The following is an 11,925-nucleotide window of genomic DNA, read 5'->3' as shown; positions in this document are numbered from 1 at the left end:
GCCGCGGACGTGGATGTGCGGCTGCCACTCTACCCAGCGCACCGAAGCCTGCCCCATCTCGGGCAGCCGGCCCGCCGAGCGGGCCGGGGTGAGCGTGCAGCCCCTGCTCCGCCGGCTCGGCAGCCGCGACGGCCTGCTCGAGGCCACCTTCGCGCTCGCCACCGCCCTCGTGGAGGCCGAGCGCCGCGCCCCGGCGGGCGACGTACCGGCGGTGATGCGGGCGATCGTCGACCACTACGACTCAGACGGGGACGGCGTGATCGTGCTGCTCTGACCAGCCCGCGAGCGGGGCGTTGACGGGGCACCGGCGACTTCGCAAGATTTCGGGGCGACACCCGTCGACGAACGCGAGGCACCCCATGGCCGATGCTCACGCCCCCTGGTGGCGGCACGCCGTCATCTACGAGGTCTACCCCCGCAGCTTCGCGGACGGGAACGGCGACGGCGAGGGCGACCTCGCCGGGCTCCGGGCGCGGCTCCCCTATCTCCGGGACATCGGCGTCGACGGCATCTGGATCGCCCCGTGGTACCCCTCGCCGATGGCCGACGGCGGGTACGACGTCAGCGACTACACCGGCATCGACCCGCGCTACGGCACCCTCGACGAGGCCGACGCCCTGATCCGCGAGGCGCACGACCTGGGCCTGCGGGTCATCGTCGACGTGGTCCCCAACCACACCTCCGAGCAGCACCCGTGGTTCCGGGCCGCCCTCGCGGCGGCGCCCGGGTCTCCCGAACGTGCCCGCTACCTCTTCCGCGACGGTGCCGGTCCCGACGGGGACCGGCCCCCGAACAACTGGATCAGCTGCTTCGGCGGCGGCGCGTGGGAGCGGGTCACCGAGCCAGACGGCACGCCCGGACAGTTCTACATGCACATGTTCGCGCCCGAGCAGCCCGACCTCGACTGGAGCAACCCGGACGTGGTCGAGGCCTTCGACGGGATCCTACGGTTCTGGTTCGACCGCGGGGTCGACGGCATCCGCGTCGACGCCGCCCCCGCGATGGGCAAGGCCGCCGACCTCCCCGACGCCGACTACGGGCCGGAGCCGGCGTTCCGCACCCTGGAGTGGACCGACAACCCCCACTGGGACGTCGACCACGTGCATGACATCTTCCGCCGCTGGCGCACCGTCGCGGACGCCTACGACGGCGACCGCGTGTTCGTCGCCGAGGCCGTGGTCAGCGGCACCCGGCTGCGCAACTACCTGCGACCGGACGAGATGCACACCGCGTTCAACTTCCCCTACATGAAGACCGCCTGGGAGGCCTCGGCACTGCGCGCGGTGATCGACGAGACCATCGACCTGCTGGCTCCCATGGGCGCCCCCGCCACCTGGGTGCTGGCCAGCCACGACGAGACCAGGCTGGTCAGCCGCTACGGCCGGGCCACCACCTCCTCCGGGCACGTCGCCGACGGTCAGGGCGAGCCCGTCGACCTGGCGCTCGGCACCCGCCGGGCCCGGGCTGCGACGCTGCTGATGCTGGCGCTGCCGGGCGGGGCCTACCTCTACCAGGGCGAGGAGCTCGGCCTGCCCGAGGTCGACGACCTGCCCGACGAGGTGCTGCAGGACCCGATGTTCGCGCGCAGCAACGGCGCCATGCGCGGCCGCGATGGCTGCCGGGTGCCGCTGCCGTGGTCGGGCGACCACCCGCCGTACGGCTTCGGTGCGGAGGGCGTGGCCACCTGGCTGCCGCAGCCCGCGGACTGGGCGCCGCTCACCGCCGAGGCGCAGGCGGCCGATGCCGGGTCGATGCTGTCGCTGCACCGGGACGCGCTCCGGATCCGTCGCGAGGTGGCCGCCCTGTGCACCGACCACCTCAGCTGGCGGGCCGCACCGGACGGGGTGCTGGACTTCGATCGCGGCCCCGGATTCCGCTGCGTGGTCAACCTCTCGGGAGCGCCGCTGCCGCTCACGGACGCCTCCGTGCTGCTCAGCAGCCTGCCCCTGGAGGCCGGCGCACTCCCTCACGACGCCGCGGCCTGGCTGGGCGACTGACAGCCGGTCCCGGAGGCGTCGCGCACGCGGGCTGGCACGTCCGGGCTGACCCCTTCGGGGGGTTGTCGAACATGCTGGCCTGTTCGGCTGCGGAGAGGTCCTCCGGTGGGAAAGGATGCGCTGCGCGCGTCCGTCCGGGACCCGCCGTCACGAGGGGAATCCACCATGGTCACACGTGGGCTCGGGCCACGGCCCGCCCGTATCGTCGTCTCCGGACTGACCGCCGTCGTCGTCGGCGCGGCCGGCCTCGCCACCACCGTCACCAGCCCGGCCACCGCCGCCGACCCGTGCGTCACCGCCTTCCCGGAGTCCGGCCTGACCGACGGCCAGGCGGTCGAGGGCCTCACCGTCAGCAAGGGAACGGACCCCGAGTCCGGAGCGTTCACCGGCACCATCTCGGGCGCCCCGCTCCAGGACGGCATCGCTCCCGGCGTCGACCTGATCCTCGCCGAGCTGACGTCGCCGGCCGTGGACAAGAACGGCATCTGGGCCGGCATGTCCGGTTCGCCGGTGTACGCCGACCCCGAGCACACCCAGCTGATCGGTGCGGTGTCCTACAGCCTCAACGAGGGCAGCACCCACCTGGCCGGCATCACCCCGGCCTCGGCGATGCTCGACCTGATGCCGGCCCCGGCGGCCACCGTCGCGATCCCGCGCAAGGTCGCGGACCGCCTGGTCGCCGACGGCGTCGCCACCCGCGCCCAGCTCGCCAACGGCATGCGCCCGCTGCCGACCCCGATCGGCGTCTCCGGCCTGACCAGCCGCCGCTTCGACCAGCTCGCCGGCTGGCTCGACAGCCAGGGTCCGGTGGCGAACGCCACGATCGGCTCCACCACCTCGACGGCCGACGCCTCCGACATCGTGCCCGGCGGCAACATCGCCGCCTCGCTCGGCTGGGGATTCGTCTCCGCCGCCGCGGTCGGCACGGTCACCGCGGTGTGCGGCAACGACGTGGTCGCGTTCGGCCACCCGTTCAACTACACCGGCGACTCGACGTACTCGCTGCACCCGGCGGACGCGGTGGCGATCGTCCCGGGCGCCACGTTCGGCGGCTACAAGCTGGCCAACCTCGGCGACCGGGTCGGCACCATCTCCGACGACCACCTCGCCGGCATCCACGGCACGTTCGACGCAGGCCCGACGGCGTACGACGTGAGCTCCACGGCGACCTACCAGGGCAGGACCGTCTCCGGCACCACCCACGTCACCGTCGCCGACCTGGTGACGGACGCCGGGCTCGCGAACGCGTTCGCTGCCAGCGACCGCGCCATGGACAAGTACGGCAAGGGCACGGCCAGGGCGTCCTGGACGATCACCGGCAAGCGTCGCAGCGGAGCTGCGTTCGAGCTGACCCACAGCGACGTCTACACCGACACGTACGACGTCTCGTCGGCGCCGCTCATGGACCTGGCGATGCAGGCCTACACGCTGCTGGAGAACCAGTCCGAGGCGGTCACGATCACGGGCATCTCGACCGCCACGACGATCAGCGACGAGGCCGTCAGCTGGCGGATCGGCCGTACCTACTGGCGCAAGAACGGCGCCTGGAAGCGGGTCACCGCCAAGTCCCCGGCCGTCGTCAGGGCCGGCCGGACCGCGAACATCCGGGTGGAGCTCTACTCGCGTGACGCCGCCTCGAGGTACGTCACCGTCCCGGTGACCGCCTCCCGCAAGTCCGCGGGCCGCACCGGCCGGCTGGCCCTGCAGGGCGGCTTCTCGGGCGGCGAGGACTACTACTTCTACGACAGCTCCGAGGAGTTCGTCGACGCGTACGGCGACTCCATGGTCGGCGGAAGCGTGCCGGAGAGCATCCCCGCGGTGCTCGAGCAGCTGCGTGCCGACCAGAGGAACGACACCATCGCCTCGACGTTCACCGTCCGCGGCACCGCCACGAAGAAGCGGAGCCTCGCGCTCGGCCAGGTGGTCTCCGGCAGCGTCCTGGTGCCCGTGGTCGTCCGCCCCTGACCCCGACCCGCCGGCCGCCGTACCCTGCAACTCGTTGCCCATGTAACGCGGTGTTCTTGTCACTCAGCACGTGCTCGAACCAGCACTGACCGACAAGAACACCGCGTTACAGCGGTTGTCGGGGGGCGGTTCAGAAGCGGAGCAGCGGGGCCAGGTCGCCACGGTCGGTGACCGAGATGCCGGAGAGGTCGAGCCAGGCGGCCAGGGCCTTCAGCTCGTCGGCCAGCTCCTCGGCGGTCTCCTCGGGCGCTCCCGGCTCGGCGTACGCAGCCTTCACCAGCAGGGTGCCCGACGGGCGGTCGGCCTTGAGGTCGACCCGGGCCACGATCTCGTCCCCGAGCAGGAACGGCAGCACGTAGTAGCCGTGCACCCGCTTCTCCGGAGGGGTGTAGATCTCGATCCGGTAGTGGAAGTCGAAGAGCCGCTCGGTCCGCTCGCGTTCCCACACCACCGGGTCGAACGGGCTGAGCACGGCCCGCGCATCCACCCTGCGGGGCAGCCGCGCATCGCGATGGAGGTACGCCGGACGCGTCCAGCCCTCGATCGTCACCGGCTCGAGCTCGCCGGCGTCGACGAGGGACTGGATCGCCGGCTTCACGTGGTCGTTGTGCATCCGGTAGTAGTCGCGCAGGCACTTCGCGGTGGCGACCCCGTGGGACGCGGCCGCCCGGCGCACCAGCTCGCGGGTCGCGTCCTCGACGGTGGGGGTCGGGGCGTCGAGGACCGCCGCGGGCAGCACCCGCTCCGGCACGTCGTACCTCACCTCGAACTGACTGTTGCGACCGGCGATCGCCAGGTCACCGCACATGTAGAGGAAGTCCAGGGCCTTGCGGGCCTCGGACCAGTTCCAGCCCCAGTGGTCCTTGCGGCGCGGAGTGCCGTCGTCGAGGTCGCGCGCCGTGGAGGCACCTCGCGCGGCGACCTCGGCGCGGACCGACGCGAGCAGGTCCTGGTCGACGCCGCTCCACCACTTGCCGCGGCGCTCGCGGTAGTGGTCCATCCGGTGCCGCATCACCGGCCACAGGTCGACCGGCATGAAGGCCTGGACGTGCGCCCAGTACTCGACGATCCGCCGGGGCCGCTTCTCGGCGGCGCGGCGGAGCAGCTCGGTGTCGTAGGCGCCCATCCGCGAGAACAGCGGCATGTAGTGGGCGCGCTGCAGCACGTTGACCGAGTCCACCTGGAGCACGCCGGTGCGCGCCAGCGTCCGCGAGAACGTCCGCATCGTCGGCGTCGTGTGCCGGGGGTCGCGGAACCCCTGGGCGGCGAGCGCGACGCGGCGCGCCTGCCGCCGTGAGAGGGACTGCATCAGCGGCGGCTCACGGGATGTCGAGCAGCTTCTCGCGCACGGCGTACATGACGGCCTCCATGCGCGAGTGCAGCTGGAGCTTCTCCAGGATGTTGCGGACGTGGTTCTTGACGGTGTTCTCCGAGATGAACAGCTGCCGGGCGATCTCGCGGTTGTTCATGCCCTTGGCCACCAGCCTCAGCACCTCGAGCTCGCGCTCGGTGAGCCGCAGGCCCGGGACCTGGCTGCGCTCCGGCTTCGACATCTGCTTGAACTCGTCGATCAGCTTGACCGCCATGGACGGACTGATCAACGACTGCCCGTCGGCCACCACCCGGACCGCCTGGGCCACCTCCTCGATGGAAGAGTCCTTCAGCAGGTAGCCCGAGGCCCCGCTCTTGACCGCCTCGTAGAGATCGGCCTCCTCGTCCGAGACCGTCAGCATGATGATCTTGGCCGACGGCACCGTCTCCTTGATCGCTGTGCACGCCTCGATGCCCGATCTCTTGGGCATCCGCACGTCCAGCAGCACGACGTCGGGGGCGGCACTCGCCGCAAGGTTCGTGCCCTCGACTCCGTCACCGGCCTCACCGACGACTTCGATGCCCGGCTCGACGCCGAGCAACATGACCAGACCCCGCCGGAACAGCTCCTGGTCGTCTACGACCAGGACCCGGATCGGCTCGGGCTCCGAGGTGGAGGTGCTCTCGCTCACAGGCGCATCATGTCAGATGCCGGTCCATACAGCGGTGAACTGGCCACCGACGGGTCGTCAACTGACCACGTCGAGCGAGATCACGCCGTAGTCGTAGCCGCGGCGGCGGTAGACGACCGACGGCCGTTCGCTCTCCTTGTCGACGAAGAGGTAGAAGTCGTGGCCGACCAGCTCCATCTCGTAGAGCGCCTGGTCGAGCGTCATCGGCGAGGCCGGGTGCGACTTCTCCCGGACCACCAGCGGTCCGTCGCCGGTCACCGTGATCGGGCCGACCTGGCGTTCCGTGGTGACCACGCCGTCGGCCTCGGTCTCCGTGGGCGCCGGGCCGGCGTCGGCGAGCGCCTCGCCCACGGACACCGGCGTGTGCCGGCCGTGGTGCACCCGGCGACGGTCGGCGGCGCGGCGCATCTGCGCGGCCATCTTGTCGACGGCGAGGTCGAGCGCACCCATCTTGTCCTCGGCCGCGGCCTCGGCACGGATGACCGGCCCCTTGGACAGGGCGGTGAGCTCTACCTTGACGGCACGATCGGCCTGGCGGGGATTGCGCTCCTTCTCGACCTCGACCTGCACGCGGATGATCCGATGGTCGTGCTTCTCGAGCCGGGCCAGCTTCTCAGTTGCGTGACTACGGAACCGGTCGGACACCTCGCAGTGCCGAGCGTTGACCACAACATCCATGTAGACCTCCCGTACCGTGGGTTCAGTTGCGTCGGCACGCCCGGATCACCGCAGGTGGGCGGGACCGGGCGTGGGATGGAGTCCGTCCGGCCGACCTGGTCTTCGACCCCACAACCGCCTGCTGAGGCTCTCGCAGCTTGGTGCCACTACCCACCTTCTCCCGTCCGGCCGTCGCATCTGGCGACGGGGACAGGGCAGGACTTACCTCTAAGCCGCACCGTGATCGGCCGCCCGACGCGGGGCTCGCACCCCGGTCGATGGCCTTACGTGGACCGCTTTGCCTGCGACTGGCATCGGCTAGCCGGAGCGACGCATTGGTCCCTCCGACGCAACCACGGACCCGGACGGACTCCATGAAATGACGCTACTTCCTCCCTCGCCGCTATTCCAGCCGTCAGTGGGGTTGACTTCCCGGGGAGCGTTTGCGCGTGGCCGCAACCGTGGCAATCCCGACCAACGGCACACCGGAGGACATCAGGGCACGTTGTGCCTCGCGGGCGGTGGCGCCGGTGGTGAGCACGTCGTCGCAGACCACGACGTACGCCGCCGGGTGGCGCCGGGCGAGCCGAGCGAGCGCCGGCGCCGGACAGTGCATGGAGCCGGCCAGGTTCGCAGCCCGCTCCGAGGCGTCGAGGCCGGACTGGTCGGCCACCCGCCCGACACGGAGGAGCCGGGCCGGGGTCGCGGGGACGCCGCCGGCGGTGAGCACGGCCCCGGCCGCCCGCACCAGTGCGTACGTCGCGTCGTGGCCGCGGGCGCGGACGGTCGCCGACCGCGAGGGCACCGGGACCAGCACCACCGGTCCGCACGGGGCGGTCGCCGCGGCGCCGTCCGGGGTGACCAGACCGGCCACCGCGCCGGCCAGCAGCCGCCCGAGCGGGCGGCGGAGCGAGAGCTGGGCGTGCTCCTTGTGGCCGAGCAGCAGGGTCCGCAGCAGCCCGGCGTACTCCCCTGCCGCCCAGCACGCGGCGAGACCGTCGGGGCAGGGCGTGGGGCGCACCGGGCGGGCCCGGTCGCCGAGCCCGGCCGCGCAGGACCGGCACAGCACCCGCCCGGGCTCGCCGCAGCCCGCGCAGGCCGACCCGGTGACCAGGTCGACGAGCGGTGCCAGCACGCCGCCATCCCACGGCCGCAGCGCCGGCTCCGCAACCGGCGCCCCGGGCGCCTGTGGACGGTGACGGCTGAGCGGGGCGGCTCAGCCGACGTAGGTCAGCGACCGGATGCCGAGCACGGGCGATGAGACGTCCCGCTCGGGCGACAGCTCGATGACGGAGCCGTCGGTGGCCACCACCCAGGCGGACCGGTCGGCGTTCGGCGAGCTGACCAGCCGGACGACGTTCTCGCGGATCAGCTCGGTGGGAGTGTCGCCGAGCTCGGTGTCGGGCGAGCCGTCGACCGAGAACGTGCGCACCTCGGACAGGGCGTCCGTCACCGCGGAGATCATCGCCACCTCTGTCGGCGACCGCCAGCCGAGGTCGCGGATCTGGAGCTGCTCACCGGCGCCGCGCACGATGGTGTGCGCCCGGGAAGCCCGGATCGAGGAGTCACGGCGCACCACGCGCGAGGTCACCACGATGTCGCTGCCGGGGCGGTCGATCGCGGCCACGATCCGGGACCCGTCGCGCGAGACCAGGAAGTCAACGACGTCCTCGCCGCTGATGCCCGGCACCCGCACCGGAACCCGGCGGTTGCCCTGCACGTAGGAGATCCGGGCCCCGTCGGCGGTGCGGTCGACCACCCAGAGCCGGTCGGCGTGGTCCCAGGCCGGGTGGAGGAGGTGGGTCGCTCCGGAGACGATCGGGCGCGCCACGCGGCCGGTCTCGGCGGCGACGGGTGCCAGCAGCAGTGCCGTGCGGTCGCGGGTCACCCCGGCCACCTCGCTGGCGGCGAGGTCGACCGACAGCTCGCCGAGCGCGTAGTCGCGCTGGCCGAACGGACCGCTGACCCGCGTCTCCTTGCCGTTGACCGAGTTGACCATCCGACCACCGCGCAGGCCGAACATGTCCTGGTAGGCGTAGACACCGGCCGGGTCGTAGGACTGGCCGATCTCGACGTCGAAGTCGGGGCCCTCGCCGGCGAGGGTGATCGGGGTGTCGCCCACGGTGACCCGGACCCGTTTGACGCTCGGGTCCTGGCGCAGCGTCCACGCGATCTGGACGGTCATGAGCTCGACGGTCTCGGGGTCGAGGCCGGAGATGTCGCCCTGCAGGGTCACCTCGGCCAGGCCGTCGGAGGACACCGGCACGGACAGGTCCAGGGTGAGCCCCTTCGGGATGAAGGACCTCGACACCCCGCGCAGCTGGTTGCCCGGACCGCGCAGCAACCCGCGGATCAGGGAGGTGGCGAACTGTTCGCCCGAGGGCACGAACACCGGCTCTGGCACCAGGATCTGGCCGGTCGGGTCGAAGAAGTAGAGCGACACCTGACGGTAGCTCGACGCGAACCACGAGTCGGAAACGATCATCGCGTTCGGCGCCCGGGCGATCCGCCACTCGTCCTCCTCGACGGTCATCGGGAAGGTCAGCCGTGCGTCCTTCCGGGGGACCGGGCCACCCCAGACACCCCGCGAGTCGAGCTGGTTGGCCTCGATCAGGTTGACGTCCACGTCGGTGTTGCCGGTCGGCGTCGTCGCGTCGGCGTACGTGATCATCCGGCGCTCGGGGTTCCAGGCCGCGCGTGCCGAGGTCGAGAGGTACTGCTTGGCGACCGAGGTCTGGATCGGGTTCGCGGTCATCGCGTCGAGGAAGTGGCGCACGATCTCGGTCGCGGTCTCGCCGGGCTGTGGCGGCTGCGGGACGTACGGGAAGCCCTCGTCGAGGGTGGTGTCCTGCTGGTCCGCGGTCACGTTGACCGGGCCGTCGTCGGGGAGGCGCACGCAGCCCGCCGCGACGGTGGCGACCAGCAGCGCGGCCACCACGCCGGTGAGCGCGCGTGTCATCGGGTTCGTCCTCATGCGCTCCGGTCCTCCGCATCCTCGGGCACCAGCGGCAGCGGGCTCTGGCGCAGCACCGCGCCGGCGTGGCGCGGCAGCGTCAGCCGGAACTGGGCGCCCCGGCCGGGCATGCCCCAGGCCTGCAGCCACCCGCCGTGCAGGTGGGTGTCCTCCAGCGAGATCGACAGGCCGAGGCCGGTGCCGCCGCTGGTCCGGGCGCGGGCCGGGTCCGCCCGCCAGAACCGGTTGAAGACCAGTGCGGCCTCGCCCGGCGCCAGGCCCACGCCGTAGTCGCGTACGGCGAGCGCGGCGGCGTGGTCGTCCCCGTTCACCAGGATCACGATCCCTCCGGACTCCGCGTGGTCGATCGCGTTGCTGACCAGGTTGCGCACGATCCGCTCGACCCGGCGGGCGTCGGCCTCGGCGAGGCAAGGCTCGGTGAGCGCCTTGACGGTGACCGAGGTGCCCCGCTGCTCGGCCAGGCCGCGCGTCATGTCGACCACGCGGTACGCGATGTCGACGAGGTTGACGTCGTCGAGGTCGAGCGCGGCGGCGCCGGCGTCGAAGCGGCTGATCTCGAGCAGGTCGGTGAGCAGTCCCTCGAACCGGTCGAGCTCGGTCTGGAGCAGCTCCGAGGCCCGTGCCGTCGTCGGGTCGAAGTCGGACCGGGCGTCGTGCAGCACGTCGCCGGCCATGCGGACCGTGGTGAGCGGCGTACGCAGCTCGTGGGAGACGTCGGAGGTGAACCGTCGCTGCACGCGCGAGAGCTCCTCCAGCTGCCGGATCTGGCGCTGGAGGCTGGAGGCCATCTGGTTGAACGACGTGCCGAGGCGGGCGATGTCGTCGTCGCCACGCACCCGCATCCGCTCCTCGAGCTGCCCGGCGGCGAGCCGCTCCGCGACCCGGCGGGCCATCCGGATCGGGCTGACCACCTGCCGGGTGACCAGCCAGGTGAGGCCGGCGACCAGCACCAGCAGCAGGATGCCGGCGGTCAGCAGGGCGCGGGACACCAGCGCGATGGTGTCCTGCTCCTGGCTCATCGGGTAGAGGAAGTAGAGCGTGTAGAAGCCGCGGTCCGCCGGCAGCTGGATCCGGGAGCCGACCGCGATGCCCGGCACCTCCTCGGGTCCCGACCCGTCGTCGGTGCGGATCGTGGTGAACGTCCACGCCGTCGCCGGGGACTCGTCGAAGTGCTGCACCAGGCGGTCCGGGACCGACGACAGGTCGACGCCCGGGGAGGTCCGGGTGCCGCCTGCCGACAGGTCGCTCGGCCGGTCGCCGACCGGCCCGGCCAGCACCACGGAGAAGCCGCGCGACTGTCCGCGCAGGACGATCGGCCCGATCAGCTGCTCGAGCTGGCGCGACGTGTCGTCGTCGGTGCCGACCACCGCGGCGAGGCGGTCCTTGGCCTCGGCGGTCTCCCGCGCCGCGTCGGCGCGGACCACGTCGACCCGGTTGTCGACCAGGCCGTCGCGGGTCTGCTGGAGGAGGTACCACCCGACGGCGCTGACCACCAGGGCGCTGAGCAGCACCGTGCTGATGACGATCCGGGCCTGGATCGAGCGACGCCAGAAGGTGAGACCGCGGCGTACGGCGGCCATGGGGTTGCGTTCGGCCACCGTGACCTACGCAGTTCCGGCCTTGTACCCCACGCCCCGGACCGTCACCACGATCTCGGGGTTCTCCGGGTCGTGCTCCACCTTGGACCGCAGCCGCTGGACGTGCACGTTGACAAGTCGGGTGTCCGCCGCGTGGCGGTAGCCCCACACCTGCTCGAGCAGCACCTCGCGGGTGAAGACCTGCCACGGCTTGCGGGCCAGGCACACGAGGAGGTCGAACTCCAGCGGGGTGAGGTTGATCGGCCTGCCGTCCCGGGTGACGGAGTGTCCGGCCACGTCGATGGAGAGGTCGCCGATGGTCAGGCTCTCCTGGACCTCGGGGTCCAGGCGGCGGACCCGGGCCCGGATCCGCGCCACCAGCTCCTTGGGCTTGAACGGCTTGACGACGTAGTCGTCGGCCCCGCTCTCGAGGCCGACGACCACGTCGACGGTGTCGCCCTTGGCCGTGAGCATGACGATCGGCACGCCGGACTCGGCGCGGATCTCCTTGCACACGTCGATGCCGTCCTTGCCGGGCAGCATCAGGTCGAGCAGGAGCACGTCGGGCCGGTAGTCGCGGAACTCCGCGAGGGCCCGGTCACCGCGGGAGCAGACCCGGCTGTCGAAGCCCTCCTGGCGCAGCACGATCGTGAGCATCTCGGCGAGGGACGCGTCGTCGTCGACGACGAGGACCCGCCCCTTGGTGCCGTAGTCCGATGCCGCGTTGGGCGCGCTCGGTGCTGTGCTCATGC

At 72.0% G+C, this 11,925-nt stretch carries 10 protein-coding genes; 3 read left to right on the top strand and 7 right to left on the bottom strand.

The window, feature by feature from the left end; translation table 11 throughout:
* Positions 1-88: 88 nt before the first annotated feature.
* The 3 genes from EKO23_RS03550 to EKO23_RS03540 all read left to right on the top strand — a co-directional run bounded on the left by EKO23_RS03550 (position 89) and on the right by EKO23_RS03540 (position 3,962).
* Positions 89-274 carry a hypothetical protein gene (locus EKO23_RS03550; RefSeq protein ID WP_134714125.1) on the top strand — a complete coding sequence of 62 codons (186 nt, stop codon included), beginning with the start codon at positions 89-91 and terminating at the stop codon, positions 272-274.
* 85 nt (positions 275-359) lie between these two features.
* Complete coding sequence (locus tag EKO23_RS03545; RefSeq protein WP_134714123.1) at positions 360-1,997, top strand: glycoside hydrolase family 13 protein; 1,638 nt, start codon at positions 360-362, stop codon at positions 1,995-1,997.
* A gap of 165 nt (positions 1,998-2,162) precedes the next feature.
* Positions 2,163-3,962: a hypothetical protein gene (locus EKO23_RS03540; protein ID WP_134714120.1), complete on the top strand. Its 1,800-nt coding sequence runs from the start codon at positions 2,163-2,165 to the stop codon at positions 3,960-3,962.
* 130 nt (positions 3,963-4,092) lie between these two features.
* Here the strand turns inward: EKO23_RS03540 and EKO23_RS03535 are convergent, their stop codons facing one another.
* The 7 genes from EKO23_RS03535 to mtrA all read right to left on the bottom strand — a co-directional run bounded on the left by EKO23_RS03535 (position 4,093) and on the right by mtrA (position 11,923).
* Complete coding sequence (locus EKO23_RS03535) at positions 4,093-5,271, bottom strand: winged helix-turn-helix domain-containing protein (protein ID WP_134714118.1); 1,179 nt, start codon at positions 5,269-5,271, stop codon at positions 4,093-4,095.
* 10 nt (positions 5,272-5,281) lie between these two features.
* On the bottom strand, positions 5,282-5,965 hold the full coding sequence (locus EKO23_RS03530; protein ID WP_134714116.1) for a response regulator: 684 nt from the start codon (positions 5,963-5,965) through the stop codon (positions 5,282-5,284).
* 57 nt (positions 5,966-6,022) lie between these two features.
* Positions 6,023-6,643: a ribosome hibernation-promoting factor, HPF/YfiA family gene (gene hpf, locus EKO23_RS03525; protein ID WP_134714114.1), complete on the bottom strand. Its 621-nt coding sequence runs from the start codon at positions 6,641-6,643 to the stop codon at positions 6,023-6,025.
* Between the two features lie 394 nt (positions 6,644-7,037).
* Positions 7,038-7,757, bottom strand: coding sequence for a ComF family protein (locus tag EKO23_RS03520; protein ID WP_246050875.1), 720 nt, complete (start codon positions 7,755-7,757; stop codon positions 7,038-7,040).
* Between the two features lie 81 nt (positions 7,758-7,838).
* Positions 7,839-9,581, bottom strand: a complete 1,743-nt coding sequence (locus EKO23_RS03515) for an LpqB family beta-propeller domain-containing protein (protein ID WP_167880307.1) — start codon at positions 9,579-9,581, stop codon at positions 7,839-7,841.
* Between the two features lie 11 nt (positions 9,582-9,592).
* Positions 9,593-11,194 carry an MtrAB system histidine kinase MtrB gene (gene mtrB / locus EKO23_RS03510; protein ID WP_246050874.1) on the bottom strand — a complete coding sequence of 534 codons (1,602 nt, stop codon included), beginning with the start codon at positions 11,192-11,194 and terminating at the stop codon, positions 9,593-9,595.
* A 6-nt stretch (positions 11,195-11,200) separates the two neighbouring features.
* Positions 11,201-11,923 (bottom strand): MtrAB system response regulator MtrA, encoded by a 723-nt coding sequence (mtrA, locus tag EKO23_RS03505; protein WP_134714107.1) that lies wholly within the window; start codon positions 11,921-11,923, stop codon positions 11,201-11,203.
* Positions 11,924-11,925 lie beyond the last annotated feature (2 nt).

This window comes from Nocardioides guangzhouensis (assembly GCF_004519545.1).
Lineage (GTDB): Bacteria > Actinomycetota > Actinomycetes > Propionibacteriales > Nocardioidaceae > Nocardioides > Nocardioides guangzhouensis.
This window is presented reverse-complemented; position numbering and strand designations above follow the sequence as displayed.